Source organism: Kytococcus sedentarius (assembly GCF_041937525.1).
Taxonomy (GTDB): domain Bacteria; phylum Actinomycetota; class Actinomycetes; order Actinomycetales; family Dermatophilaceae; genus Kytococcus; species Kytococcus sedentarius_A.
The window spans coordinates 1,031,927-1,058,131 of sequence record NZ_CP169391.1 but is presented as its reverse complement, the minus strand read 5'-3'; the positions used below and the strand labels follow the sequence as shown (position 1 = coordinate 1,058,131).

Below are 26,205 nucleotides of genomic sequence, written 5' to 3'. Positions count from 1 at the left end.
ACCTCGTGCCGCACCCGGCGCGTGGCCGGGCGTCCCACGACCACGAGAGGCTGAGCCGATGGCGATGCGCATGTCGACCCTGTTCCTGCGAACCCTGCGGGAGGACCCGACCGATGCCGAGCTGCCGGGTCACCGCCTGCTCGTGCGGGCCGGGTACGTGCGTCGCGTCGCCCCGGGCATCTACACCTGGCTGCCGCTGGGTCTGAAGGTCATGGAGAAGGTCAAGGCCATCGTCCGCGAGGAGATGGAGGCCATCGGCGACCAGGAGATCGCGTTCCCCTCGCTGCTGCCCCGCGAGCCCTACGAGGCCAGCAACCGCTGGACCGAGTACGGCGACGACCTGTTCCGCCTGACGGACCGCAAGGGCGCGGACATGTTGCTGGGCCCCACGCACGAGGAGATGTTCACCCTGGCGGTGAAGGACCTGTACACCTCGTACAAGGACCTGCCCCTGTCGCTCTTCCAGATGCTGCCCAAGTACCGCGACGAGGTGCGTCCGCGCGCCGGCGTGTTGCGCGGCCGGGAGTTCACCATGAAGGACGCCTACTCCTTCGACGTGGACGAGGCCGGGCTGGAGGCCGCCTACCAGCGTCACCGCGAGGCCTACACCCGCGTCTTCGACCGCTTGGGCTTCGAGTACGTGGTGGTGCACGCCGACTCCGGCGCCATGGGCGGCTCGGCCTCCGAGGAGTTCCTGGCGGTGATGGAGTCCGGTGAGGACACCTTCGTCCGCGACGACTCCGGCTACGCGGCCAACGTGGAGGCCGTGCAGATGCCGGTGACCCCGGTGCCCACCGATGAGGCCGAGCGCACCGCCCTGTGGGGCCAGCTGCCCGCCGCGCACGTGGAGGACACCCCGGACACGCCCACCATCGAGACCCTGGTGGCTGCTGCCAACGCCCATCACCCCCGTGCCGACGGCAGGGAGTGGACCGCGGCGGACACGCTGAAGAACGTGGTCGTGATGCTGGTGAACCCCGATGGCACCCGGGAGCCTCTGGCCATCGGTGTCCCCGGTGATCGGGAGGTCGACGCCAAGCGCCTGGAGGCCCAGGTGTCCCCGGCCGAGGTGCAGCCCTTCGAGGACGAGGACTTCGCCCAGTACCCGGCGCTGGCCAAGGGCTACATCGGCCCCGGCGTGCTGGGGGAGGAGAAGGCCACCGGCATCCGCTACCTGCTGGACCCGCTGGTCACGCCCGGCAGCGCCTGGGTGACCGGGGCGGACGAGCACGGCAAGCACGTGTTCGAGCTGGTGCACGGCCGGGACTTCACGGCGGACGGCGCCATCCACGCCGCCACCATCCGCGAGGGCGACCCGAGCCCCACCGGCGCCGGCGCGCTGCGGCTGGCCCGTGGTGTGGAGATGGGGCACATCTTCCAGCTCGGCACCAAGTACGCCGAGGCGCTGGGGCTCAAGGTGCTCGACCAGAATGGCAAGCTCGTGACGGTGCAGATGGGCTCGTACGGCATCGGCATCACCCGCGCCGTCGGTGTGGTGGCCGAGACGCACCACGACGAGATCGGTCTGGTCTGGCCGCGTGAGCTGGCGCCGGCCGACGTGCACGTGGTGGCCACCGGCAAGGACGCGGCGGTGCTGGAGAAGGCCGAGGAGCTCACCGCATCCCTGGAGGAGCAGGGGCTGACGGTGCTGCTGGACGACCGGCCGAAGGTGTCCCCGGGCGTGAAGTTCAAGGACGCCGAGCTGATCGGTGTGCCCACCATCCTCGTGGTCGGCAAGGGCTTGGCCGAGGGGGAGGTGGAGCTCAAGGACCGCGCCGCTGGCACCTCGCGCGCCGTGGCGGTGGACGCCGCCGTCGAGACCGTCGTGGCCGAGGTGCGCGGGCAGTGACCGCACGGGCGCCGCGTGCCTGAGCTGGAGGTCACGCTCACCCTCCTGGCCCTGATGTTCGCCGCCGGCCTGCTGGCCGGGTGGATCGATGCGGTGGTGGGCGGTGGCGGTCTGGTGCAGCTCCCGGCGTTGATGCTGGGGCTGCCCCAGGCCGCCCCGGTGCAGGTGCTGGCCACCAACAAGATCGCGGCCATCGCCGGCACCTCGGTGAGTGCGGTGACCTACTACCGTCGGGTGAGACCGGACCTGCGTACCGCTGTGCCCTTGGCGGCGCTGGCCTTCGCCGGGTCATTCCTCGGGGCCCGGGTGGCGGCACTGATCCCGAAGGAGGCCTTCACCCCCATCATCATGGTGGCGCTGGTGCTGGTGGGCACATACACGCTGCTCAAGAAGGACCTGGGACGGGAGGCACGGCTGCGCTTCGACGGGCGGCAGCACCTGGCCGTCGCCGGGTTGGCCGGGGCAGCCATCGGCTTCTACGACGGTGCACTGGGTCCGGGGACGGGCAGCTTCCTGGTGTTCGCCCTGGTGGGTCTGCTGGGTTACGACTTCCTGGCCGCCAGCGCCAAGGCCAAGATCGCCAACGTCGCCACGAACCTGGCCGCTCTGGTCGTGTTCGTGCCGATGGGGGCGGTCGTGTGGCAGGTGGGTCTGGCCATGGCGGCGGGCAACGTGCTCGGCGGGTACCTGGGGGCGCGGACGGCGGTGGCCCGCGGGGGAGGCTTCGTCCGCATGGTCTTCATCGTGGTGGTGGGCGCCTTCCTGCTGCGCCTCGGGTGGGACCTGCTCCCCCTCACCTGACTCCGCCCCTGCCCAGCCCCGCACTCCTCCCCGCGACAGACTCACTCCACCGCGTCACAGCACGGTGGAGTGAGTCTGTCGCGGTGGGCCCCCGGGTTCAGCCCTGCGGCTCCATGATCTCGGCGTTGCAGGAGTCCGCGCCCAGCTTCTGCAGGGTGCTGCTGGTGCGCTGGAAGCTCTCGGGGTGCTCGGTCTCGCTCACCGGCTCGATGACGAACTCGGGCTGCGTGACGATGGTCGGCTTGTAACTGGCCTGCTGTGTCCACCCACCCTTGCCGTCGGCGGTGAAGGTGACCCCGCCGATCATGCCGTCCTGCACGTGCGGCGGGAAGTTGTTGGTGGGCTTCTTGCGCTGGGCCGAGAGGAAGTTGCCCAGCCCGTAGAACACGGTCTTGTCGTTGATCGTGGCGCACGGCTGCGGCAGGTGGGCGTGGTGTCCGAAGATCGCGTCCACCTGGTCGCCCTGGAGCAGCTGCTGGGCGAGCTGCTCCTGCTCGGGGCGCGGGGGGATGGAGTACTCGGCGCCCCAGTGGATCACCGCCACGACCACGTCGGCACCCTCGTCGCGTGCCTGCTGCGCCTGTGCCTCGATGCCGGCCTTCTTCTGCGCGAACCACATGTGCTTCTCCATCCAGGGGTGGGAGGAGAGGTTGGCCGACAGTCCGGCGTTGGCCACGTTGTACGAGTAGGTCAGCACGCCGACCTTCTGACCGCCAGCATCCAGCACCACCGGGTTGTCGGAGCCGTCGCCCTGCTGGCCGCCGGTGGGCACCTCGGCGGGGCCGATCGGCACCACGCCGGCGTCGTTCATGATCTGGCGGGTGTCGCGTGCGCCCTCGACGCCCTGGTCGAGGGTGTGGTTGTTGGCGGTGCTGCAGGCGTCGATGCCGGCCTCCACCAGGGCGTCGGCCTGCTCGTGCGGGGTGTTGAAGACCGCGATCTTCATGCTGTCGGTCAGGCCGGTGTTGTCGGGCGAGAGCGGGGTCTCCTGGTTGCAGATCGTGAGGTCCCCGCCGGCGAGCCAGGGCGTGACCGGCGCGAACATCGGCGTGAAGTCGTACGCCTCCCCGGGGCCGTTCCTGCCGGCCTGCGTGATGATGTCGCTGTGCACCAGCACGTCGCCGGTGGCCACCACGGTGAAGGAGGTGCCGGCCGCGGCGGGCTCCCCGGAGCCGCTGGGGGAGGCCTCGTCGTCCGGGGACTCGCTGCCCGATGCGGAGGGCTCGCCACTGGGGGACGTGCCCTCCGATGCGGTGTCGTCACCGCTGGGCTCGTCGCTGCCGGACGGCTCGCCGTCTCCCGAGGGCTCGGCTGACGTGCTCTGGTCCGGGCTGCTCTGGGTGGGGGAGTCGGTGCCACCCGAATCGTCGTCGGTGGAGGAGTCCCCGCCACCGCAGGCAGCGAGGGCGAGGCTGCTGAGGGTCGCGAGGGCGAGGAGGCGTGCGGTGGGCGTGGGGCGCATGGGTCCGTCCTGGGGTGGTGTGGAAGAGGTCACTTCAGCAGCGTGGCGTCGCAGGCACCGTCGCCGAGGGCGGTCATCGCCTGCACGGTCCGCTGGAACGAGGTGGGGTTCACCGACTCGCTGGTGGGCTGCACCACGAAGTCGGGGCGGGTCACGAAGGTCGGCTGGTACTCCAGCTCCTGCGACCAGGTGGTCTCGTCGCCCTGCTGCTGGGGGGTGAACGTCCAGCGCAGCAGCACGCCGTCCTGGGTGGCTGCGGGAGTGGCCGGGTAGCGGTTCGGTCCCTGCTCGGAGAGGAAGTTGCCCATGCCGTACGCCACGGTGCGACCGTCGATCGTCTCGCAGGGCTGGACCACGTGGGCGTGCGCGCCGGCGATGGCGTCGACGGCGCCGCTGCCGAGCACGTCGCGGGCGATCTCGCGCATCTCAGGGGTCGGTTCCTGCTGGTACTCGGCGCCCCAGTGCATGCCGACCATCACGACGTCGGCCCCTGCCTCGCGGGCTGCGCGGGCGTCCTCGATGATGCCGCTCGCCTGGCGGCCGCGGTAGAGGTGCGGGTCCATCCACGGCAGGTCGGGGTGGCTCGTCACACCCACGGAGTTGAGCGTGTTGTAGGAGTAGGTCAGCACACCGAGGGTGGCGTCCCCGGCCTCCAGGAGCACCGGGTGGCCTGGGCCGCCGTCGCCGGGCGGGACGGGGCCGATGGGTGTGATGTCGTTGTCCTGCAACACGGCCCGGGTCTGCTTGACGCCCTGCAGTCCCTTGTCCCAGGTGTGGTTCGAGGCGGTGTTGCACGCGTCGTACCCGGCCCCAGCCATGGCGGTGGCCAGCTCTCGCGGTGCGTTGAACTCGAAGGTGCCGGCGCTGGCGGTGAGGTCGGTGTTGTCCGCCGAGAGGGGCGTCTCCTGCCCGCAGATGGCCAGGTCCGCCGCCTCGATGAGGGGAGCGACCTCCGCGAGCATGCCCCCGAACGCGAATCCGGGCCCGGGCTCCAGGGCGTCGGCGCGCTCCTGGAGGACGAAGTGGGTGAGCATGTCACCCGTGGTGACCACCGTGAACGCCTCGCTGGGGGCTCCATCGGAACCGGACGGCTCACCGGACTCGCTGGGCGACTCATCCGACGGCTCGGCCTCCCCGGAGGCGCTCGGCGCCGCCGCATCACCCGACCCCCCGGACTCCGTGGGCTCGCTGGTCTCACCGGACTCCGTGGGCTCGCTGGTCTCGCCGGACTCGCTCGGCGCGTCGCTCTCGGCGCTCTCTGCGCTCGTCTCCTCGGCGGGCTGCTCCTCGGAGCAGGCCGTGAGCACCAGGGCGCCGGCGGCCAGGGCCGCGGCAACCCTCCCCGTGCGGCGGTGTGCGGTGTGCAGGACCATCGTTCCCCCTCTTTCCCTCAGTCGTCCGAGGCGTCGTCGTTCGGCGGCACCGCCGGCGTCGAGTGCCCGTTCCAGTCCATCTGCAGCCCCGTGGCGATCCCGAGCAGTGCGGTGAGCAGGTGCACGTGCTTGCCGTCCTCGGCGTTCTCGCGGATCTGCCCGCGCAGCTCGGCGCTCCAGGCGTCGAGGAAGTGGGTGAAGCGGTCGGCGCGCTCCTCGAGGTCCATGACCTCTCGCGGCATCTGGTAGGCGATCTCCTGCTCGGGACCTGCCGCGCCGGCGAGGTTGTCCACCACGCGCCGCACGTCCTGCAGGTGGCGGATGTTGCGCAGGCTCCGCTGGCGCGCCTCGGCCGCGAGGCGGGTGGTGAGCACCTGCATCGCCCAGGTCACCTCGTGCAGCCCCTCGATGGTGCTCGCCGCCTGGGCCGCGGCGTCGTTCGGCAGGGAGGGCAGCGCGCCCCGCGGGTCGATGACGTGGGAGGCGCCGATCCACCAGGCCACCATGTCGCTGGCCAGCGGCAGGTCGTCCCCGGCCTCGTGCAGTCGGGGCAGCATCGCGTCCGCGGAGGCGAGCAGGGCGCGGGCGACGTCGCCGTTCACCTCGGGCTGCAGCACCTTCTGGGGGTCGATCTCCACCGCGCCGGTGATGTCCCGGAGGTGGAGCACCTGCTTCTGCAGCCCCTCGGTGACCCACCGGGTGCGGGAGCCGTGCGCCACCGAGGTCCGCATGGCGTAGCGCGCTCCACTCTGCACCAGGCGCAGTGAGGTCCGGGGGTCCTCGTCGTCCCGGGGCGGGTGCTCGTCGCTCTCGAGGTGCACGCCGCACCCGCTGAGACCCACCGGCAGGGCGACACCGAGCAGCGTCGCGCGCGCCCATGCACGCCGGCTCAGCGGCGCGTCGGCGCCGGGGGCGGCGTGGGCGGGGCGGGGGTCTCGAGGCGGACGCAGGCTCATCACGCCCCGATGATGACACGTGCGGCGCCCGCGGCCGGGTCCCGGCTCGCCCGGGGGCCCTCCGGGTCGCTACGATGCTGGCCACAATTCGGCGCCCTCGCTCCCGGCAGCGGGGTCGCTGAGCATCCGACTCGAGAACAGCCGCCCCGGCGGCGCACCAGGAGGCCCCGTGACACTGCAGGAACGCACCGAACGGGTGCGGGAGCTGTCCAGCGCGGCAGTGGCCCCCCTGGGGCTCGAGGTCCCCGACGTCGTGATCACCCCGGCCGGGAAGCGCTCGGTCGTGCGGGTGCTCGTGGAGCCGGCCCTCCCGGTTGATGACGACGGCGCCACCACCCTCGAGCCCATCACCCTCGACCAGGTGGCAGAGGCCACCGACCTGGTGAGCTCCGGCATCGACGCCGACGACCCCTTCGGGGAGCAGCCCTACACGCTCGAGGTCAGCTCGCCCGGCGTCGACCGTCCCCTGACCTCCCTCGAGCACTTCCGGCGTGCGGTCGGCCGTCGGGTCGAGTTCCGGCCGTTGGAGGGGGACCCCTTCACCGAGCGCATCACCCGCGTCGCCGACGAGCACATCGTGCTGGAGGACGGCCGAGAGCTCTCCCTGGCCGAGGCCGGCACGGGGCAGGTGCAGGTCGAGTTCCGCCGCTGAGTCCGGCACCCCAGTCCATCGCCCCTGCGGGGGCATCTGCGAGGAGAAGAACATGAAGATCGACATGGCAGTGCTCCGTGAGGTGGAGCGCGAGCGGGAGATCCCGCTGGACGTGCTGGTCCCGGCGCTCGAGACCGCGTTGTTGCAGGCATACCAGCACGAGGCCGGTGGCCGCCGCAACGCCCGCGTCGAGCTCGACCGCCGCACCGGCCAGGTCGTGGTCTGGGCCCGCGAGGACGCTCCCGTCCTGGAGGACGGGACGCGCGGCGAGGCCGGCCCCGAGTTCGACGACACCCCGGAGGACTTCGGCCGCATCGGTGCCTTCACCGTGCGTCAGGTGATCCGGCAGCGCCTGCGCGACCTCGAGGACGAGGCCGTGCTGGGTGACTTCAAGGGCAAGGAGGGCGACATCGTCGCCGGTGTCATCCAGCAGAGCAGCGACCCCCACGCCATCCACGTGGACCTCGGCGCCATCGAGGGCCTGCTCGGCACCTCCGAGCAGGTCCCCCTCGAGGAGTACCGCCACGGCGACCGCATCCGGTGCTACGTGATCCACGCCAAGCGCGGCATGAAGGGGCCGATCATCGGCCTGAGCCGCACGCACCCGAACCTGGTGCGCAAGCTCTTCGCGCTGGAGGTGCCGGAGGTCGCCGACGGCACGGTCCGCATCGAGTCCATCGCCCGGGAGGCCGGGCACCGCTCCAAGGTGGCCGTGCGTGCCACGCAGGCGGGTGTGAACGCCAAGGGCTCCTGCATCGGGCCGATGGGGGGTCGCGTCCGGGCGGTCATGAACGAGCTCCAGGGGGAGAAGATCGACATCGTCGACTACGACGACGACCCGCGGCGTTTCGTCGCGGCCGCGCTCTCCCCGGCCAAGGTGACCTCGGTCACCGTCGTGGACGAGAAGACGCGTTCGGCGCGGGTGACCGTGCCGGCCCACCAGCTCTCCCTGGCCATCGGCAAGGAGGGGCAGAACGCGAGGCTGGCCGCTCGCCTGACCGGGTGGCGCATCGACATCCAGCCCGACCACACCACGGGTGAGGCGGGTGCCGAGGGAGCCGCGTCGGCAGACGCTTCCGGTGCGGTGGCGCGCCCGGGGTCGGCCCCTGACGCACCGCAGGGTTAGAATGAGTGGCCCTGCGGGTCCGCCCGCCGCCCGAGAGCACCCCGGCCCTGCTGTGGAGGCTCGCGCAGAGTGTCCGGTGCGAACGTGCATCGGGTGCCGCGGCAAGGCCCCGTTGGACGCCCTCGTGCGCCTCGTCGCGCTCCCGCTCACCTCGGCCCCCGCCGAGGTCCACGGAGTGCCGCGCGGCGGTGAGCACGAGGACGGGACACCACGCCGTCCCGGCACCCGAGTGGTGCTGGACCCGGCGCGCAGGCTGCCCGGGCGTGGAGCCCATCTCCACCCCGATGCCGCGTGCGTCGAGCGTGCCGTGCAACGGCGCGCCATCCCGAGAGCCCTGCGGCTCCCGGGCAACGTCGATCTCTCCGAGGTCATCGAGTGGGCCGACCGGCTCACGACTCGGACGGGCAGACGAGAGGAACAGGACATGGAAGCGGGAAACACGCGATGAGCACCCGATGAGTACTCAGCGATGAGCACCCAGTACTGACGACGGCCCCGCCTGCCTGGCGAGGGCCAGACAGGAGAAACGTGGCAAAGCTCAGGGTCCACGAGCTCGCGAAGGAGCTCGGAGTCACCAGCAAGGAGTTGCTGGCCCACCTGAAGGAACAGGGGGAGTTCGTCAAGTCGGCATCGTCGACCGTCGAGGCCCCCGTCGTGCGCAAGGTGCGCGACAACCCGCCCGCCGGCGCCCAGCCGGCGGAGGCCGCTCCGGCGAGGGATGCGGCCAAGGGTGCAGCAAAGGGCGCCGACGGGTCCGCCAAGCCGGCCACGCCGGCCGCCAAGCCCGGCGCCGCGACCCCCGGCCCCGCGGCCAGGAAGCCCGCAGCGCCCACTCCCGGCCCCAAGCCGGGCCAGAAGCCGGGTCCCAGGACGCCCCAGGCCGCGGACGAGGAGTCGGCGAGCACGGCGCCCGCTGAGCGCCCGGCCGCGAAGAGTCCGGCGACGCCGGGGCGCAAGCCGGGCCCCACGCCCGGGGACGCTGCCGGCGCCCCGCGGCAGCAGCGGTCCCAGGACGCACCGGCTCGGTCGCAGAAGTCGGCCCCCACCCCGGGTCCGGCCCCGAGCCCCAAGTCCGCGCGTCCGGGCAACAACCCGTTCGCCCCCAGCCAGGGCATGCCCAAGCCGGGCAGCGCCCGCGGTGCCGGAAAGCCGGGCGCTCCGCGTCCGGGCAACAACCCGTTCGCCTCCAGCCAGGGCATGCCCAAGCCGGCCAGTGCCCGTGGTGCGGGCAAGCCGGGCGGCGACCGCCGTCCCGGTGGCCCCAACGGCCCCGGTGAGCGTCGTCCCGCCGAGGGTGCGACGCCGGGACCGCGTCCCGGTGGTGGCCCGCGCCCGAACCCGAACATGATGCCGGGCAAGGCCGCGGTGCCGCGCCCCGGTGAGCGTCCGCAGCGGGGCCGTGGTGGCCCCGGTGGTGGTCCCGGCGGCGGTCCGCGCCCCGCTGGTGGCATGGGTCCGCGCGGCGGTCGTGGCGGCCGTGGAGGCACCCAGGGTGCCTTCGGTCGCGGTGGCGGCAAGCGCAAGGCCCGCAAGTCGAAGCGCGCCAAGCGCGCAGAGTTCGAGCAGATGCAGGCACCCTCCATCGGAGGTGTGCAGGTTCCCCGTGGTGACGGCTCCACCGTCATCAAGGTGCGCCGCGGCTCGTCGCTCACGGACTTCGCGGACAAGATCAACGCCAACCCGGCCTCGCTGGTGACGGTGCTCTTCCACCTCGGTGAGATGGCCACCGCCACGCAGTCCCTCGACGAGGACACCTTCGGTGTGCTCGGCTCGGAGCTGGGCTACGACATCCAGGTCGTCTCCCCCGAGGAGGAGGAGGCCGAGCTGCTCAGCGCGTTCAACATCGACCTGGAGGCCGAGGAGGCCGCCGAGTCCGATGAGGACCTGCTGCCGCGCCCGCCGGTCGTGACCGTCATGGGTCACGTCGACCACGGAAAGACCCGCCTGCTGGACGCCATCCGCAACGCGGACACCGGTGGTGCCGAGGCCGGTGGCATCACGCAGCACATCGGTGCCTACCAGGTGCACACCGACCACGAGGGCGAGCAGCGCGCTCTGACCTTCATCGACACCCCTGGTCACGAGGCGTTCACCGCCATGCGTGCCCGTGGTGCCAAGGTCACCGACATCGCGATCCTCGTGGTGGCGGCCGACGACGGTGTGATGCCGCAGACCATCGAGGCGCTGAACCACGCCAAGGCGGCCGACGTGCCGATCGTGGTGGCGGTCAACAAGGTGGACGTCCCGGGTGCCAACCCGGCGAAGGTCCGCCAGCAGCTGACCGAGTACGAGTTGATCGCCGAGGAGTACGGCGGCGACGTGATGTTCGTGGACGTCTCGGCCAAGCAGGGCGACAACATCGACTCCCTGCTGGAGGCCGTGCTGCTGACCGCGGACGCGGCGCTGGAGCTGCGGGCCAACCCGGACAAGGACGCTCGCGGTGTGGCCATCGAGGCGAACCTCGACCGTGGCCGTGGTGCCGTGGCGACCGTGCTGGTCACCTCGGGAACGCTGCGCGTCGGCGACGCCATCGTCTCGGGCTCGTCCTACGGACGCGTCCGCGCGATGCTCGACGAGCACGGCAACAACCTCGAGGAGGCCCTGCCCTCCCGTCCCGTCCAGGTGCTGGGCATGGACTCGGTGGCCCGTGCCGGTGACACCTTCGTGGTGGCCCCGGACGACCGGACCGCACGCCAGATCGCCGAGAAGCGTGAGGCTGCGGACCGTCAGGCCTCGCTGGCCAAGGCCCGCAAGCGCATCAGCCTCGAGGACCTCAACGAGGCCCTCGCCAAGGGCAAGGTCGAGACCCTCAACCTCATCCTCAAGGGTGACGTGTCGGGTTCGGTCGAGGCCCTGGAGGACGCGCTGCTGCAGCTGGACGTCGGCGATGAGGTCGACCTGCGCATCATCGACCGCGGTGTCGGCGCCATCACGATGAACAACATCAACCTCGCGGTGGCCTCCGACGCGATCATCCTCGGCTTCAACGTGCGGGCCGAGGGTCAGAACGCGGACTACGCCGAGCGCGAGGGTGTGGAGATCCGGTACTACTCGGTCATCTACCAGGCGATCGAGGACATCGAGAACGCCCTCAAGGGCATGCTCAAGCCGGAGTACGAGGAGGTGGAGACCGGGTCCGCCGAGATCCGCGAGGTCTTCCGTTCCTCCAAGTTCGGCAACATCGCCGGCTCCATCGTGCGCTCGGGCACCATCACCCGTGGGTCCAGCGCACGCATCACCCGCGATGGTGTGGTGCTCACCGAGGGCCTCGAGCTCACCGGGCTGCGTCGCTTCAAGGACGACGTCACCGAGGTGCGCGAGGGCTTCGAGTGCGGTATCAACCTCGGCACGTTCAACGACGTGCAGGAGGGTGACCTGATCACCACCTACGAGATGCGCGAGAAGCCGCGCGACTGACGCGCTGCGCACTCGTCCCGCAGGGCCGTACCCACTGGGTGCGGCCCTGCGGCCTGTCGGGGGCCTGACCTAGGCTGGGCCCCCACGTCATGTCCCGACCAGCTGGAAGTAGGTGCCGCGATGGCAGACCCCGCCCGCGCCCGCAAGATCGCCGACCGCATCCGTGACCTCCTGGCGGAGAACGTCGCCGCGGTGGTCAAGGACCCCGACCTGGGCATGATCACCATCACCGACACCCGGGTGACGCCGGACCTGCAGCAGGCCACCGTCTTCTGGACGGTGCTGGGCGACGAGCGCCAGCGTGAGCTCACTGCCGAGCTGCTGGAGCGCAACCGGGGGAGGCTGCGCTCCCTGGTGGGCAAGGGGTTGGGCATCCGCCTGACCCCCTCCCTGGAGTTCGTGCACGACGCGCTGCCCGAGGACGCCGCCCACCTGGAGGACGTGCTGCGCCGCGCCAAGGAGGAGGACGAGCGCCGCGCCTCCGAGAACGCCGGTGCCCAGTACGCCGGCGGTGAGGACCCCTACAAGAAGCCGGCGGATGACGCGGAGTGAGCGCCCGGTGACCCGGCCCGACCCGGCTCCGGACGGCCTGCTGGTCCTCGACAAGCCCGCCGGCCCCACCTCACACGACATCGTGTCGCGCTGCCGGTGGCTGTGCGCCACCCGCAAGGTGGGTCACGCCGGCACGCTGGACCCCATGGCCACCGGGGTTCTCCTGGTGGGGGTGGGTCGCGCCACCCGCCTGCTGACCCACCTGGTGGGGGCGGACAAGACCTACACCGCCACCATGCGGGTGGGGGAGGGCACCACCACCGAGGACGCCCAGGGCGAGCTCACCGAGACGCCCGGGGTGGCCGACCGTGACGCCCTGGTGGCCGATCCGCAGCCCCTGCGCGACGCCTGCAACGCGCTGACCGGCGACATCGAGCAGGTCCCCAGCGCCGTGAGCGCACTCAAGGTGGACGGCAAGCGCGCCCACGCGAAGGTCCGCGACGGGGAGGAGTTCGAGCTGGCTGCCCGGCCGGTCACGGTGCACGCCTTCGAGCTGCTCGACGCACGTGCCGCGCGGGGCACCTCCGGCACCGAGGTGCTCGACCTCGACGTGAGGGTCCGGGTCTCCTCCGGCACCTACGTCCGTGCCCTGGCCCGGGATCTGGGGCGCTCCCTCGGCTCCGCGGCGCACCTCACTGCCCTGCGCCGCGAGGCCGTGGGTGGCTTCACCCTGGGTGCCGCCACGCCGGTGGAGGAGCTGGTCGCCGCCCGCGAGTCCGGTGCGCTCCCCGCATCGATGCCGGTGCTCTCGATGGGGGAGGTCGCCCGCCGCGTCCTGCCCATCGCCACGGTGGACGCCGAGCTCGCGGCCCGGGTGGGCAACGGCCAGCAGGTCACGCTGCCCGAGGCGCCGGCGTGGGCCCGGGTCGACTCCACGGGCCGGGTGCTGTCCGGCCCTCGCCCGCCGCTGCCCGCAGACGGTCGTGCCGCCCTGCTCGGTCCCGACGGGGCCCTGCTGGCCGTCGTGGAGCCCGCGGGCGAGCGGTGGCGCCCGGTCACCGTGTTCCCGCCCGCGGCGCCCTCCGGCGCGTAGACTTCCGGCCGTGCTGAGACTGACCCACCCCGACCAGGTTCCGGACGACGTCCGACGGCGCGGGAGCGTCGTCACGATCGGGACCTTCGACGGGATGCACCGCGGTCACCGGGCCGTGCTGGACCGCCTCACGCGGGAGGCCCGCGAGCACGACCTCACCTCGATCGTGCTCACCTTCCACCCCCACCCGCTGGAGGTGCTGCACCCCGAGCGCGCCCCGGAGGCCTTGTGCAGTCTGGAGCAGCGGCTGGAGCACCTGGAGCGTGCCGGGGTGGACGTGACCGTGGCCCAGGCCTTCACGCACGAGCTCGCCGCGCAGACCCCGCGGGAGTTCGTCACCGAGACGTACGTGCACCACTTCGGCATGCGCCGCATCGTGGTGGGCCGCGACTCGCGCTTCGGCCGCAAGAACGCCGGCACCGTCGACACGCTGCGCGAGCTGGGGGAGGAGCTCGGCTTCGAGGTGGTGGTGCTGGACGACGTGGGCGACCCCGCCACCCCGCGCTGGTCGTCCACCGCCGTGCGCACCGCGTTGGGCCAGGGCCGCATCGACACCGCGCTGGAGCACCTCGGGCGCCCCCACGCCGTGCGGGGGACCGTCGTGCACGGGGAACGCCGCGGCCGTGAGCTGGGCTTCCCGACCGCCAACCTGTCTGCCGACGCCGAGGGGATGGTGCCCGCCGATGGGGTGTACGCCGGCTGGTTGGTGCGCGACACCCTGGACGAGGACGACCCCGAGCGACGGCAGCCCGCTGCCATCTCCGTGGGCAGCAACCCCACCTTCGACGCCCACCGTCGCACGGTGGAGGCCCACGTGCTGGACCGCAGCGACCTCGACCTCTACGGCGAGTCCGTGACCATCGAGTTCGTGGAGCGGCTGCGGGGGATGGTGCGCTACGAGGGGATCGGTCCCCTCATCGAGCAGATGACGGCCGACGTGGCCGCAGCGCGAGAGGTGCTGTCATGAGCGGTGCATTCCCCGAGCTGTCTCCCAGCACCCGCCCGGAGCGCTCCCGCACGGCCGTGCGGGACGGGGTCCAGGCCGCCCACGAGCCGACCTCGGTGCCCCACCGTTACGCCGCCCCGCTGGGCGCTGCGCGGCCGGTGGACCTCCCGCGGGAGAAGCCGGCGGTGGAGCGCCTGCTCCAGCACACCGACTGGCCGCTGGTGGGGGTGTGCCTCGCACTCAGTCTGCTGGGGGCCATGGCGGTCTACAGCACCACGCGCATGGACACCGGTGCCGCCACGGCGGTCCGGCACCTGCTGAACCTGAGCGTGGGCGTGGTGCTGTTCGCACTGGTCTCCCGCCTGGACGTCTACCGCCTCCGCAGCCTGACCCCGTGGTTGATGGTGCTGGGCTGGGCCGGACTCGTGCTGGTGCTCCTGATCGGCAAGGAGATCTATGGGGCCAAGTCGTGGATCGTGATCGGTGGCGGCTTCACCATCCAGCCCACCGAGTTCATGAAGGTGGCCCTGTGCCTGGGGCTGGCCTGGGCCCTGAGCGACCGACTGCGGCCGAAGGTCGCCTCCCCGGGCCACCTGCAGGTGATCCTGGCCTGGACACTGGTCTTCCTGACACTCGGTCTGGTCATGCTGCAGCCCGATCTCGGGTCTGGGCTGGTCATCGGCGTGCTGGGCTTCGGCGTGGTGGCGCTCTCGGGCGCGAGCCGCTGGTGGGTGCTCGCAGCCCTGGTGGGTGCGATCTCCGTGGCCACGGTGGCCATCACCTCGGGTCTGCTGGCGCCGCACCAGATGGACCGCCTCACCACCTTCCTGAACCCCGAGGCCGACCCCAGCGGCGACGGCTACCAGGTGATCCAGTCCAAGATCGCCGTCGGGTCCGGTGGCCTGTTCGGCCAGGGCTACCTGCAGGGTCGCCAGGCCCAGGGTGGCTTCCTGCCGGTGGACGAGAGCGACTTCATCTTCGCCGTGGTCGCCGAGGAGCTGGGTCTGCTGGGAGGCGGACTGCTGGTGCTCCTGATGGCCTTCGTGGTGCTGCGGGCCCTGCGGATCGCCCAGCAGACCACGGACGTCTTCCCCCGCCTGGTGGCCGTGGGCATCGCCTGCTGGTTCGGCTTCCAGACCTTCGAGAACATCGGCATGACCATGGGTGTCATGCCCATGACCGGTGTGCCGCTGCCGTTCGTGAGCTACGGCGGGTCGTCGATGTTCGCCTCGTGGGTGGCCATCGGGCTCCTCAACGCCCTGGCCATCAAGGTCCGCGAGGACTCCTGAGCGCCGTCCCCGCCACGAGGGGGTCGGTGTGCGACACTGGGCGCGGTGCGTGACCCCACACCCCGGGTCACGTTCCCGGCGCGAACTGCCTGACCGCATCGGTCACCGAAAGCGCGCCGGCGGCCGGTGACGCGCCTCGCGCGAGCCGTGGCCGTACCCCTGACTTTTTCGCCGCCGAGGGCGGCACGAATGACCGCGAGGATGGTCGGGACGGGCCGGAGCCGAGCTCCGTGCCCGTCCAGGGGTGACGACCACCGGACGGTGGAGGTCTCCACATGGATGCGGACCAGACCCAGCAGCCCGGCAGCTTCGCCCTGCTCTTCCAGGCGCCGGACCCGGAGGCGATGCGGGCGACGCGCAGCCGCGGTGCCCACCAGGACACCGAGGACGACGCCGACCAGCAGCAGGAGCGTCCGGCGCGCCGCTCGCGCCGTGGTGAGCAGGATGACTCCGGCCGTGAGGGCCGCCGCCAGCAGGGACGTGGGGGCTCCCGCCGCGGGCGTTCCGGCGACGACCGGGCCGATGACGCCGACGAGCGCGGCAACGACGGCTCCGGTGCTCACGACCGTGACGACTCCCGGGACGCCCAGGACTCCGACGACTCCGGTGAGGGCACCGGCGGTCGCACCCGCCCGCAGCGCCGGCAGCGGACGCGCGGGGAGCGCGGCGGCTCCCGTGGACGGGGCGGGGACGCGGCGCAGGACGACCGGCGCGACCAGCAGGACGGGTCCGCGCAGGACTCCCAGAACGACCGGGATGACCGCGATGACCGTGACTCCCAGGGCGACCGCGACGACGAGGGCAGGACATCCTCCGAGGGCGACGACTCCGGCGAGAACGGTGGCCGTCGTACCCGCCGCCGTCGCGGGGGCCGCGGGCGAGGACAGTCCGACGAGGGCAGTGACGGCCGTGGTCGCGGGGACCGTGGCCAGCAGGACGACGACGAGCAGGACGACACCGACGACGCGCGCGATGCGGGCGGCTCCGGTCGCGACGACGAGGACGACGCGGACTCCGGTCGCGGATCGCGCCGCGCCCGCAAGCGCTCCCGCGGGGGACGCAACCGGTCCCGCGGCCAGGGTGGTCGCTCGGAGGAGGCCGGTGGTTCCGACGCCTCCGACGAGGTGACCGGCGTCCAGGGCTCCACCCGCCTGGCCGCCAAGAAGCAGCGTCGCCGGGAGGGCCGCGAGGCCGGGCGTCGCCGCACGGTCCTCACCGAGGCCGAGTTCCTCGCCCGCCGGGAGAGTGTGCAGCGCACCATGGTGGTGCGCGAGTCCGCGGACTACACCCAGGTGGGCGTGCTCGAGGACGACGTGCTGGTGGAGCACTACATCGACCGCCAGCAGCAGACCACGATGGTGGGCAACGTCTACCTGGGGCGCGTGCAGAACGTCCTGCCGTCCATGGAGGCCGCCTTCGTCGACATCGGCAAGGGTCGCAACGGTGTCCTCTACGCCGGCGAGGTCAACTGGGACGCCGCGGGCCTGCCGAAGGGCGAGCAGAAGCGCATCGAGAGCGCCCTGCAGCCCGGTCAGCCCGTGCTCGTGCAGGTGACCAGGGACCCCATCGGACACAAGGGGGCCCGTCTGACCGGTCAGGTGTCCCTGCCGGGTCGCTACCTGGTCTACGTGCCGGGGAACACCACCACCGGCATCAGCCGCAAGCTGCCCGACACCGAGCGCGCGCGGCTCAAGAAGATCCTCAAGGACGTGGTCCCGGCCGAGGCGGGCGTGATCGTCCGCACGGCCGCCGAGGGCGCCTCCGAGTCCGAGCTGCGCGCGGACGTGGAGCGTCTCAGCACGCAGTGGGAGCGCATCTCCGCTGCGGAGGCCAAGGGCTCGGCGCCGGCGCTCGTGCACGGTGAGCCCGATCTGACCGTCCGGGTGATCCGCGACGTGTTCAACGAGGACTTCACCAAGCTGGTCGTCTCCGGCCCCACGGCATGGGAGTCGGTCACCAGCTACATCGATGCGGTCGCCCCGGACCTCACCGCCAAGCTCGAGCGCTGGGAGGGTGAGCAGGACGTCTTCGAGCACCACCGCATCGAGGAGCAGATCGCCAAGGCCATGGACCGCAAGGTGTGGCTGCCGTCCGGCGGTTCGCTGATCTTCGACCGGACCGAGGCGATGACGGTGGTGGACGTCAACACCGGCAAGTTCGTCGGGTCGGGCGGGAACCTCGAGGAGACCGTCACCAAGAACAACATCGAGGCGGCCGAGGAGATCGTCCGCCAGCTGCGCCTGCGTGACATCGGAGGCATCATCGTCGTGGACTTCATCGACATGGTGCTGGAGAGCAACCGTGACCTGGTGGTCCGCCGCCTCGTGGAGTGCTTGGCCCGCGACCGCACGAAGCACCAGGTGGCCGAGGTGACCTCGCTGGGGCTGGTGCAGATGACGCGCAAGCGGGTGGGCAGCGGCCTCGTGGAGGTGTACGGCGAGACCTGCGAGCACTGCGACGGGCACGGCCTGGTGGTGCAGGACGCCCCCGTGGCCGTCCGTGGTGGCGGATCGGGCGGCGGCCGCCGCTCCAGTCGCCAGCAGTCCGGCAAGGACTCCCGCCAGCAGGGCGAGTCGACCTCGTCCGCTCCCCGTGGGTCGGGCCCGTCGGTCGCCCAGATCGCCCGGGCCGTGCACGCGGCCGCGCTGAAGGGTGACGAGGAGGGCGCGCCGGAGCAGCAGGCCGAGCAGGCACCGGAGAAGGCCGAGAAGGCTCAGCCGGCCGAGATGAGCGAGACGCCCGAGCCGGCCGAGCAGGCCAAGCAGGCCCAGGCGCCCGCCCAGGCCCCTGCCGATGCGGCCGCCCCGGTCGTGACCGGCCGCATCGGTCGCCGCAGTGCGCCCACGGCCGACGCGGCAGACACCGAGGCAGCCACCCAGGCTGCGTCCTCCGAGGCTCCCGCCGGCCAGGCCGCGTCCTACGTGGGCTCCCCGGTCGCCGACGCCCCCGAGCCCCCGCCGGCCCCGGCGCGACGCTCGTCGCGTCGCCGCGCAGCCAGCACCGGTGCTGCGGCCCCCTCGGTCACCGTCGAGCCGCAGCCCGCTCCGACCACCAGTGTCGCCGGGGGAGCCGGGGTCGCGGAGAAGAGCACCATCACCCGGCGGACCCCCCGTCGACGGGTCGTCGCCCCGCAGGGAGACGGTGCCGCACCGGCTTGAGCCGGGCGGGTGCAGCGTGTAGAGTAGAACGTCGGCGCGCCCACGTGTGGTGCATCTGGTTGATCGCGGTGAGCAGTTCCTTCCGCGACAGGCACTGCGCAGCGCGCCATCGTTCGTGAGACACCCCCGGTTCCACGACCCCTCAGGGGGCGGAGCCGCGGCCCGGCCCCTCGGGCCGGCACGGGTGATCATGAACACCCCGAACCAGTTGTCCAGCAGACCAGAGAGTGAGCTCAACGTGTACGCGATCGTCCGCGCCGGTGGCCGCCAGGAGAAGGTTTTCGTCGGTGACGTGCTCACCGTCGACAAGGTGGCCGGTGAGGCCGGCGAGAGCATTGACCTGCAGCCGCTCCTGCTCGTCGACGGCTCCACCGTGACCGCCGGCTCCGACAAGCTCGCCTCGGCGAGCGTCACGGCGGAGATCCTGGGTGCCACCAAGGGCCCCAAGATCACCATCCAGCACTACAAGAACAAGACCGGTTACAAGCGGCGCCAGGGTCACCGTCAGCCGCTGACCGAGGTGAAGATCACGGCGATCAACGCCTGATCCGAAGTCCTCGGACTCCATCCGCAGCAGAACGCAGGGAGAAGCCATATGGCAAGCAAGAAGGGTGTGTCCTCGAGCCGCAACGGCCGTGACTCGAACGCGCAGCGCCTCGGCGTGAAGCGCTTCGGTGGCCAGGTGGTGAAGGCCGGCGAGATCATCGTGCGCCAGCGCGGTACCCACTTCCACCCGGGTGAGAACGTGGGCCGTGGCAAGGACGACACGCTGTTCGCCCTCGAGGCCGGTGCCGTCGAGTTCGGCAGCAAGCGTGGTCGCAAGACGGTGTCCATCGTGGGCGCCGACGCGGCCGCCGTCTGAGACGTTCACTCGCGGCCTCCGCGCCGCACGGGGTCCCACCGGACCCTCCCCGATGGGGGCGATGCCACACTCGAGGCATCGCCCCCATCGGCGTCAGATCCCCCGGGTGACCCGGCGACCCCCGCCCGACCCACCCCTTGAGCTGGAGGCTCCTCATGACGACTTTCGTGGACCGCGTGGTGCTCCACCTGTCCGCCGGCAAGGGCGGTCACGGTGTGGCGTCCGTGCACCGGGAGAAGTTCAAGCCGCTGGGTGGCCCCGATGGGGGCAACGGTGGGCACGGCGGTGACGTGCTGCTCGAGGTGGACGACCAGGTCACCACGCTGCTGGAGTTCCACCGCGGACCGCACCGCAGCGCGCCCAACGGCCAGCCCGGTGAGGGCGACGAGCGCAATGGCGCGGCGGGGGAGCACCTGGTGCTGCGCGTGCCCGAGGGCACCGTCGTGAAGAGTCGCGAGGGTGAGGTGCTCGCCGATCTCGTGGGTCACGGCACGCAGTACGTGGCGGCCCGCGGGGGCCGTGGCGGCCTGGGCAACAAGGCCCTGGCCAGCAAGCGTCGCAAGGCGCCCGGCTTCGCGCTGCTGGGGGAGCCGGGCGAGGAGCGCGAGGTGGTGCTCGAGCTCAAGACGCTTGCCGACGTCGCCCTCATCGGCTTCCCCTCGGCGGGCAAGTCCTCCCTGGTGTCGGTGCTCTCCTCGGCCCGCCCCAAGATCGCTGAGTACCCCTTCACCACACTCGTGCCCAACCTGGGCGTGGTGACGGCCGGGGACGAGCGATTCACCGTGGCCGACGTCCCCGGGCTGATCCCCGGCGCCGCGCAGGGCAGGGGTCTGGGACTGGAGTTCCTGCGCCACGTGGAGCGGTGCGGGGTGCTGGTGCACGTGGTGGACTGCGCCACGCTCGAGCCCGGACGCGACCCGCTGACGGACCTCGACGTCATCGAGGCCGAGCTGCGCCAGTACGTCCCGGACGAGGCCCTCGGTGGCCGACCGCTGGCCGAGCGCACGCGCGTGGTGGTGCTGAACAAGGCCGACGTGCCCGAGGCGCGGGAGCTGGCCGAGATGGTCGAGCCGATGCTGGTCGAGCGCGGGGTGGAGGTCCACATCGTCTCGGCCGTGGCCCACCAGGGTCTGGAGCCGCTGAAGTTCTCGCTGGCCCGGCACGTGGCCAGGCACCGTGCGAGCCTGCCGCCGGCGGAGCCCGCCCGGGTGGTCGTCCGTCCGAAGGCCAAGGACGACGCCGGCTTCACCGTCACGCGGGAGAACAGTCACGAAGGTCCCTACTTCCGCGTGGTCGGCGAGCGGGTGGAGCGCTGGACGCACCAGACGGACTTCGCCAACGACGAGGCCGTCGGCTACCTGGCCGACCGGCTGCAGCGGGCCGGCGTGGAGGACCAGCTCGTCGCCGCTGGTGCGGTGGCGGGCGACACCGTCGTCATCGGCCCCGGTGACGGTGTCGTCTTCGACTGGGAGCCCACCATCACCGCCGGTGCCGAGCACCTGGGATCGAGGGGCTCGGACCTGCGGCTGGAGGAGCGTTCGCGGCCCACTCGTTCGGAGAAGCGGGAGGCCTTCCACGCTCGCAAGGACGCCGAGAGCGAGGTGCGCCGGGAGATGGAGGCCGAGCGCCGCGCGGGCGTCTGGACCGCGGACGACTGAGCGGGTTCAGCCGGTAGGATGCAGCCCATGCACAACGTTCTGACGGTCCTTGCCCAGGAAGCCGACGGCGCCCACGGTGGCGTCGCGCTGCCCTTCGACCCCATCTGGTTCGGCGTCATCGCCCTGGGCATCCTCCTGGCCCTGCTGGCCATCCTGTGGCAGTTCCGCCACGCGGTGCCCATGAACCCGGAGGACCAGGAGTTCGCTGCCGACCACATCCGGCACCGTCAGAACCAGCGCGCCACCCCGGCAGGTCGTCGCTGACGATGCGTTTGGGTGTGATGGGTGGGACCTTCGACCCCATCCACCACGGACACCTCGTGGCCGCCAGCGAGGTGGCGGCCACGTTCGACCTCGACCAGGTGCTCTTCGTGCCCACGGGCCACCCGTGGCAGAAGGAGGGCAAGAAGGTCTCCCCGGCGGAGGACCGGTACCTGATGACGGTCGTGGCCACGGCCTCCAACCCCCGGTTCTCCGTGAGCCGGGTGGACATCGACCGACCGGGGCCGACGTACACGCGGGACACGCTGCACGACCTCTCGGAGCGCTACCCGGACGCCGAGCTGTTCTTCATCACCGGGGCAGACGCCCTGGGGCAGATCCTGTCCTGGAAGGGCGTGGAGGAGCTGTGGGAGCTCGCGCACTTCATCGGCGTGAGCCGCCCCGGCCATGAGCTGAGTGCCACCGGCCTGCCGGAGGACAAGGTCACGCTGACCGAGATCCCGGCCATGGCGATCAGTTCCACCGACTGCCGTGAGCGGGTCGCCGACGGCCTGCCGGTCTGGTACCTGGTCCCGGACGGCGTCGTGCAGTACATCAACAAGCACGGCCTCTACACCGACCAGGCCACGGAGTCCGAGGAGGGCTTCAGTGCGATCCTTCCCTCGGCCACGGCGCCGGGCCGTCAAGACACCCACGAACCCGTCCAGGAGGACACTGCGTGACTGCCACCCCCGAGGCCATCGACCTGGCCCGTACCGCCGCTCGGGCGGCCGACGAGAAGTTCGCCGAGGAGATCGTGGCGCTGGACGTGAGCGAGCACCTTGCGCTGACGGACATCTTCCTGATCGCCTCCGCACCGACCGAGCGTCAGGTGCATGCCGTGGTCGATGCGGTGACCGACGCCTGTCTGGCGGCCGGGGTCAAGCCGAAGCGTCGCGAGGGCGAGCGGGAGAACCGCTGGGTGCTGGTGGACTTCGGCGACATCGTGCTGCACGTGCAGCACCAGGAGGACCGGGAGTTCTACGACCTGGAGCGGCTGTGGAAGGACTGCCCGGTGGTGGACCTGCAGCTCCCGGAGCACCCCGAGGGCCGTTCCCAGGCGGCTGCGGCGCAGGAGGAAGCCGAGCAGCGCCCGTGGTGGATCCCGGCCGACGAGGACTCCTCCCAGGCCTGATCTCCCTTGGGGGAGTGACGATTTGGTGGTTCAGGGGGTTGTGTGTGTAATATTCACCGGTCGCTCCGAGAGGGGCAACAACCCGCACGGGGCTATGGCGCAGTTGGTAGCGCGCCTCCATGGCATGGAGGAGGTCAGGGGTTCGAATCCCCTTAGCTCCACAACAGAACACGAGGAAGGCCCCGCCGGTCGGCGGGGCCTTCCTCGTGTGCGATGGGTTTCTGCTTCAGCCCTGATGGGGAGGGGGGCCTCCGGTTCCCTCAGCCCTGACGGGGAGGGGGGCCTCCGGTTCCCTCCTGGGGCGGGCGCTGGCCCTGCTGCCCCTTCGAGCCCTGGGCCCTGTTCATTCCGGCGCGCACGCCCCGGCTCACCAGCCGGCGGGTGACGATTCGTCCGACACGGGATGCGATCTGTTGCCAAGCCATGCCTCCACGCTACCCATCGTGACGGCGGGGCGCGAGGGGGCCGCCAGGGACAGGCGGGCAGTGGGCTTGCGATCCCGGTGGGGTGCGAGGGAGGGTGGAGGGACGAGGTCCCGCGCGTCGGGGCAGGAAGGAGGCTCTTCATGGGCATCCAGGACAAGATGCAGAACGCTGCCGACAAGGTGACTGGCAAGGCCAAGGAGGTGGCCGGGGACGCAGGTGACAACGAGCGCCTGCAGGCCGAGGGCCGGGGACAGCAGTCCCAGGCCGACATGAAGCAGGCCGGCGAGAACCTGAAGGACGCCGTCCGCGACAACTGATCGCCGACCCACCACGAACGGGCCACCGGAGGACACCCCGGTGGCCCGTTCGTGCGTGCACCCACGATGCTGGGGTACGGCGGCGGGCGTGAAAGACTGCCCCGACCTGGTCTGACCTGACCCGACCGCCCCCGAGTCACCCGAGGTGCCCCGCTCCGTGTCCCCCGTTGCCCGTACCGCCCTGCAGCCGGCCGCGACCCCGCCGTCGCAGATCCGGAACTTCTGCATCATCGCCCACATCGACCACGGCAAGTCGACGCTGGCCGATCGCATGCTGCAGATCACCGAGGTGGTCCAGCCACGTGACATGCGTGCCCAGTACCTGGACCGGATGGACATCGAGCGCGAGCGCGGCATCACCATCAAGTCGCAGGCCGTGCGCATGCCCTGGGCCCTGGGGGAGGGCAAGGACCAGGAGACCTTCGTCCTGAACATGATCGACACCCCCGGGCACGTCGACTTCACGTACGAGGTGTCCCGCTCCCTGGCCGCCTGTGAGGGCGCGATCCTGCTGGTCGACGCCGCGCAGGGCATCGAGGCCCAGACCCTGGCCAACCTGTACCTGGCCATGGAGAACGAGCTCACCATCATTCCGGTGCTCAACAAGATCGACCTGCCGGCCGCGCAGCCGGAGAAGTACGCTGAGGAGATCGCGGGCCTCATCGGATGTGAGCCCCAGGACGTGCTGCAGGTCTCGGGCAAGACCGGTGCGGGCGTGGAGGACCTGCTGGACCACGTGGTGGCGATGATCCCCCCGCCGGTGGGCGATGCGGACGCGCCGCCCCGGGCGATGATCTTCGACTCCGTCTACGACACCTACCGCGGTGTGGTCACCTACGTGCGGGTGGTGGACGGTCAGCTCACGCCGCGCGAGCGCATCTCGATGATGTCCACCGGCGCCTCCCACGAGCTGCTGGAGATCGGTGTGATCTCGCCCGAGCCGCAGGCCACCAAGGGCCTGGGTGTGGGGGAGACCGGCTACCTCATCACCGGGGTGAAGGATGTCCGACAGTCCAAGGTGGGTGACACCATCACCTCCCAGGTGCGGGGTGCCACCGAGCCGATCGGCGGCTACAAGGACCCCAGCCCGATGGTCTACTCGGGGCTGTACCCCATCGACGGCTCGGACTACCCGGTGCTGCGCGAGGCGCTGGACAAGCTGAAGCTGAACGACGCGGCGCTGGTGTACGAGCCGGAGACCTCCGCGGCGCTGGGGTTCGGCTTCCGCGTGGGCTTCCTGGGCATGCTGCACCTGGAGATCGTGCGTGAGCGCCTGGAGCGCGAGAACAACCTGGACCTCATCTCCACCATGCCCAACGTGATCTACACGGTGCGCATGGAGGACGGCACCGAGGTGGTGGTGACCAACCCGAGTGAGTTCCCCGCCGGCAAGGTGTCCAGCATCACCGAGCCCGTCGTGAAGGCGACCATCCTGACGCCCTCGGAGTTCATCGGCTCGGTGATGGAGCTGTGCCAGTCGCGCCGGGGTGACCTGGCGGGCATGGACTACCTCTCCGAGGAGCGGGTGGAGATGCGCTACACGCTGCCGCTGGCGGAGATCGTGTTCGACTTCTTCGACAACCTGAAGTCCCGTACCCGGGGGTATGCCTCGTTCGAGTACTCCGAGGCGGGCTACCAGGAGGCCGACCTGGTGAAGGTGGACATCCTGCTGCAGGGCGACCAGGTGGATGCCTTCAGTTCGATCGTGCACAAGGACAAGGCCTACGCGTACGGCGTGGAGATGGCCGGCAAGCTCAAGGAGCTGATTCCGCGGCAGCAGTTCGAGGTGCCCATCCAGGCGGCCGTGGGCTCCCGCATCATCGCCCGCGAGACCATCCGTGCCATCCGCAAGGACGTGCTGTCCAAGTGCTACGGCGGTGACATCAGCCGCAAGCGCAAGCTGCTGGAGAAGCAGAAGGAGGGCAAGAAGCGCATGAAGATGGTGGGCACCGTCGAGGTCCCGCAGGAGGCCTTCATCGCTGCGCTCAGCCAGGACGGCGAGAAGGCCAAGGACGCCAAGTGAGCACCGATGCGGTGAGCGGCGGCCGGGTGCCCGAGGGCGCCCCCCGTAAGGGGGCACCTGCCGCCGCGGGTGCCGCGGTGGAGCACTCGGGTGTCTCCCGGGGGGATGCCGAGCGGTTGCCGGACGGGCGGCTCAAGCGGGTGACGCGTTCGTACGTCATCCGGGGTGAGCGGCCGGACCCCAGGCACGCGCAGGCGTGGGAGAAGCACGCTGACCGCCTGGTGGTGGAGCCGCCGCGCACCACGGAGCCGCTCTCGGTGGACCCGTCCTACCGTTTCGACGCCGAGGCGGTCTTCGGTCGGGTGGCGCCGTTGGTGGTGGAGATCGGCGCCGGGTCGGGTGACGCCGTGGCGGCCCATGCGCTGGCGCACCCGGAGATGGACCACCTGGCCATCGAGGTGTGGCACCCCGGAGCGGCGCAGATCGTCTCGCAGCTCGCGCACCACGAGCTGGGGAACGTACGCGTCATCGAGGTCGATGCGGCGCGGGCCTTCGCGACCATGTTCGAGCCCGGCTCGCTGGCTGAGGTGTGGACCTTCTTCCCCGACCCCTGGCCCAAGGCCAAGCACCACAAGCGGCGGCTGGTGAGCCGTGCGCTGGCCGACGACGTGGCGCGGGCCCTGCGCCCCGGGGGTGTGTGGCGATTGGCCACGGACTGGGCGGACTACGCCTGGTGGATGCGTGACGTGGTGGAGGCCAGTGAGCAGTTCGAGAACCCGCACGCCGGGGAGCGGGCCCACCCGGATGACCCGGCCGGCCCGGAGCACGGGGGCTTCGCCCCCCGCTTCGACGAGCGGCCCGTAACGCGCTTCGAGCGCAAGGGGTTGGGCGTCGACCGCGAGGTGCGCGACGTCATCGGCGTGCGGCGCTGACGGACGAGCTGCCCCATCGGCTCAGCGCGCCGAACGCG

Annotated in this window: 23 protein-coding genes and 1 tRNA gene; 21 read left to right on the top strand and 3 right to left on the bottom strand. The window is 71.4% G+C overall.

The window, feature by feature from the left end; all coding sequences use genetic code 11:
- Positions 1-58: 58 nt before the first annotated feature.
- Both ACEY2A_RS04895 and ACEY2A_RS04890 read left to right on the top strand, forming a co-directional pair.
- Positions 59-1,849 carry a proline--tRNA ligase gene (locus ACEY2A_RS04895; protein ID WP_374929744.1) on the top strand — a complete coding sequence of 597 codons (1,791 nt, stop codon included), beginning with the start codon at positions 59-61 and terminating at the stop codon, positions 1,847-1,849.
- A gap of 15 nt (positions 1,850-1,864) precedes the next feature.
- Complete coding sequence (locus ACEY2A_RS04890; protein WP_374929743.1) at positions 1,865-2,650, top strand: sulfite exporter TauE/SafE family protein; 786 nt, start codon at positions 1,865-1,867, stop codon at positions 2,648-2,650.
- A gap of 97 nt (positions 2,651-2,747) precedes the next feature.
- On the opposite strand, the gene ACEY2A_RS04885 is transcribed toward ACEY2A_RS04890, so the two are convergent.
- Genes ACEY2A_RS04885 through ACEY2A_RS04875 form a run of 3 tightly spaced genes read right to left on the bottom strand, consistent with a single transcriptional unit; the run spans position 2,748 to position 6,444 of the window.
- Positions 2,748-4,112, bottom strand: coding sequence for a CapA family protein (locus tag ACEY2A_RS04885; protein ID WP_374929742.1), 1,365 nt, complete (start codon positions 4,110-4,112; stop codon positions 2,748-2,750).
- Between the two features lie 29 nt (positions 4,113-4,141).
- A complete protein-coding gene (locus ACEY2A_RS04880; RefSeq protein WP_374929741.1) occupies positions 4,142-5,485 on the bottom strand; it encodes a CapA family protein in 1,344 nt (447 codons plus the stop codon).
- A 17-nt stretch (positions 5,486-5,502) separates the two neighbouring features.
- Complete coding sequence (locus tag ACEY2A_RS04875) at positions 5,503-6,444, bottom strand: hypothetical protein (RefSeq protein WP_374929740.1); 942 nt, start codon at positions 6,442-6,444, stop codon at positions 5,503-5,505.
- Between the two features lie 166 nt (positions 6,445-6,610).
- Here ACEY2A_RS04875 and rimP point away from each other — a divergent pair, with 166 nt between their 5' ends.
- The 19 genes from rimP (at position 6,611) to trmB (ending at position 26,167) form a co-directional block, all read left to right on the top strand.
- A complete protein-coding gene (gene rimP, locus ACEY2A_RS04870) occupies positions 6,611-7,093 on the top strand; it encodes a ribosome maturation factor RimP (RefSeq protein WP_374929739.1) in 483 nt (160 codons plus the stop codon).
- A gap of 52 nt (positions 7,094-7,145) precedes the next feature.
- A complete protein-coding gene (gene nusA, locus ACEY2A_RS04865; RefSeq protein WP_374929738.1) occupies positions 7,146-8,219 on the top strand; it encodes a transcription termination factor NusA in 1,074 nt (357 codons plus the stop codon).
- 1 nt (position 8,220) lies between these two features.
- Positions 8,221-8,667 carry a YlxR family protein gene (locus ACEY2A_RS04860; RefSeq protein ID WP_374929737.1) on the top strand — a complete coding sequence of 149 codons (447 nt, stop codon included), beginning with the start codon at positions 8,221-8,223 and terminating at the stop codon, positions 8,665-8,667.
- 80 nt (positions 8,668-8,747) lie between these two features.
- On the top strand, positions 8,748-11,636 hold the full coding sequence (infB, locus tag ACEY2A_RS04855) for a translation initiation factor IF-2 (RefSeq protein WP_374929736.1): 2,889 nt from the start codon (positions 8,748-8,750) through the stop codon (positions 11,634-11,636).
- Between the two features lie 120 nt (positions 11,637-11,756).
- Positions 11,757-12,188 (top strand): 30S ribosome-binding factor RbfA, encoded by a 432-nt coding sequence (rbfA, locus tag ACEY2A_RS04850; protein WP_374929735.1) that lies wholly within the window; start codon positions 11,757-11,759, stop codon positions 12,186-12,188.
- Positions 12,175-13,221: a tRNA pseudouridine(55) synthase TruB gene (gene truB, locus ACEY2A_RS04845; RefSeq protein ID WP_374929734.1), complete on the top strand. Its 1,047-nt coding sequence runs from the start codon at positions 12,175-12,177 to the stop codon at positions 13,219-13,221. Before rbfA ends, truB begins: the two co-directional genes overlap by 14 nt.
- Before the next feature lie 10 nt (positions 13,222-13,231).
- Entirely contained in the window at positions 13,232-14,188 is a 957-nt protein-coding gene (locus ACEY2A_RS04840; protein ID WP_374929733.1) for a bifunctional riboflavin kinase/FAD synthetase, read from the top strand.
- The gene (gene rodA / locus ACEY2A_RS04835) at positions 14,185-15,456 is read left to right on the top strand and encodes a rod shape-determining protein RodA (protein WP_374929732.1); all 1,272 of its coding nucleotides are present in this window, start codon (positions 14,185-14,187) and stop codon (positions 15,454-15,456) included. Before ACEY2A_RS04840 ends, rodA begins: the two co-directional genes overlap by 4 nt.
- Before the next feature lie 275 nt (positions 15,457-15,731).
- Positions 15,732-18,614, top strand: coding sequence for an Rne/Rng family ribonuclease (locus ACEY2A_RS04830; protein WP_374929731.1), 2,883 nt, complete (start codon positions 15,732-15,734; stop codon positions 18,612-18,614).
- A gap of 238 nt (positions 18,615-18,852) precedes the next feature.
- Complete coding sequence (gene rplU, locus ACEY2A_RS04825) at positions 18,853-19,161, top strand: 50S ribosomal protein L21 (RefSeq protein WP_374929973.1); 309 nt, start codon at positions 18,853-18,855, stop codon at positions 19,159-19,161.
- A gap of 48 nt (positions 19,162-19,209) precedes the next feature.
- A complete protein-coding gene (gene rpmA / locus ACEY2A_RS04820) occupies positions 19,210-19,476 on the top strand; it encodes a 50S ribosomal protein L27 (protein ID WP_015779140.1) in 267 nt (88 codons plus the stop codon).
- Between the two features lie 155 nt (positions 19,477-19,631).
- Positions 19,632-21,134 carry a GTPase ObgE gene (gene obgE / locus ACEY2A_RS04815; RefSeq protein WP_374929730.1) on the top strand — a complete coding sequence of 501 codons (1,503 nt, stop codon included), beginning with the start codon at positions 19,632-19,634 and terminating at the stop codon, positions 21,132-21,134.
- Positions 21,135-21,161: 27 nt separating this feature from the next.
- The gene (locus ACEY2A_RS04810; RefSeq protein WP_374929729.1) at positions 21,162-21,398 is read left to right on the top strand and encodes a hypothetical protein; all 237 of its coding nucleotides are present in this window, start codon (positions 21,162-21,164) and stop codon (positions 21,396-21,398) included.
- Between the two features lie 2 nt (positions 21,399-21,400).
- Positions 21,401-22,078 (top strand): nicotinate-nucleotide adenylyltransferase, encoded by a 678-nt coding sequence (gene nadD, locus ACEY2A_RS04805; protein WP_374929728.1) that lies wholly within the window; start codon positions 21,401-21,403, stop codon positions 22,076-22,078.
- A complete protein-coding gene (gene rsfS / locus ACEY2A_RS04800; protein ID WP_374929727.1) occupies positions 22,075-22,530 on the top strand; it encodes a ribosome silencing factor in 456 nt (151 codons plus the stop codon). The genes nadD and rsfS overlap by 4 nt, the downstream gene beginning before the upstream one ends.
- A gap of 88 nt (positions 22,531-22,618) precedes the next feature.
- Positions 22,619-22,691: transfer RNA gene (locus tag ACEY2A_RS04795), tRNA-Ala, on the top strand.
- 404 nt (positions 22,692-23,095) lie between these two features.
- On the top strand, positions 23,096-23,272 hold the full coding sequence (locus tag ACEY2A_RS04790; RefSeq protein WP_374929726.1) for a CsbD family protein: 177 nt from the start codon (positions 23,096-23,098) through the stop codon (positions 23,270-23,272).
- A gap of 157 nt (positions 23,273-23,429) precedes the next feature.
- Positions 23,430-25,295, top strand: a complete 1,866-nt coding sequence (gene lepA / locus ACEY2A_RS04785) for a translation elongation factor 4 (RefSeq protein WP_374929725.1) — start codon at positions 23,430-23,432, stop codon at positions 25,293-25,295.
- Complete coding sequence (gene trmB / locus ACEY2A_RS04780; RefSeq protein ID WP_374929724.1) at positions 25,292-26,167, top strand: tRNA (guanosine(46)-N7)-methyltransferase TrmB; 876 nt, start codon at positions 25,292-25,294, stop codon at positions 26,165-26,167. Before lepA ends, trmB begins: the two co-directional genes overlap by 4 nt.
- The last annotated feature ends 38 nt before the right edge of the window (positions 26,168-26,205 follow it).

What these genes read in the sequence shown, in the direction of transcription:
- ACEY2A_RS04895 (WP_374929744.1), top strand. Translation starts at nt 59, where the DNA reads ATGGCGATGCGCATGTCGACCCTGTTCCTGCGAACCCTGCGGGAGGAC.
- ACEY2A_RS04885 (WP_374929742.1), bottom strand. Translation starts at nt 4,112, where the DNA reads ATGCGCCCCACGCCCACCGCACGCCTCCTCGCCCTCGCGACCCTCAGC.
- ACEY2A_RS04880 (WP_374929741.1), bottom strand. Translation starts at nt 5,485, where the DNA reads ATGGTCCTGCACACCGCACACCGCCGCACGGGGAGGGTTGCCGCGGCC.
- nusA (WP_374929738.1), top strand. Translation starts at nt 7,146, where the DNA reads ATGAAGATCGACATGGCAGTGCTCCGTGAGGTGGAGCGCGAGCGGGAG.
- ACEY2A_RS04860 (WP_374929737.1), top strand. Translation starts at nt 8,221, where the DNA reads ATGAGTGGCCCTGCGGGTCCGCCCGCCGCCCGAGAGCACCCCGGCCCT.
- rbfA (WP_374929735.1), top strand. Translation starts at nt 11,757, where the DNA reads ATGGCAGACCCCGCCCGCGCCCGCAAGATCGCCGACCGCATCCGTGAC.
- truB (WP_374929734.1), top strand. Translation starts at nt 12,175, where the DNA reads ATGACGCGGAGTGAGCGCCCGGTGACCCGGCCCGACCCGGCTCCGGAC.
- rodA (WP_374929732.1), top strand. Translation starts at nt 14,185, where the DNA reads ATGAGCGGTGCATTCCCCGAGCTGTCTCCCAGCACCCGCCCGGAGCGC.
- ACEY2A_RS04830 (WP_374929731.1), top strand. Translation starts at nt 15,732, where the DNA reads ATGGATGCGGACCAGACCCAGCAGCCCGGCAGCTTCGCCCTGCTCTTC.
- rpmA (WP_015779140.1), top strand. Translation starts at nt 19,210, where the DNA reads ATGGCAAGCAAGAAGGGTGTGTCCTCGAGCCGCAACGGCCGTGACTCG.
- obgE (WP_374929730.1), top strand. Translation starts at nt 19,632, where the DNA reads ATGACGACTTTCGTGGACCGCGTGGTGCTCCACCTGTCCGCCGGCAAG.
- ACEY2A_RS04810 (WP_374929729.1), top strand. Translation starts at nt 21,162, where the DNA reads ATGCACAACGTTCTGACGGTCCTTGCCCAGGAAGCCGACGGCGCCCAC.
- nadD (WP_374929728.1), top strand. Translation starts at nt 21,401, where the DNA reads ATGCGTTTGGGTGTGATGGGTGGGACCTTCGACCCCATCCACCACGGA.
- ACEY2A_RS04790 (WP_374929726.1), top strand. Translation starts at nt 23,096, where the DNA reads ATGGGCATCCAGGACAAGATGCAGAACGCTGCCGACAAGGTGACTGGC.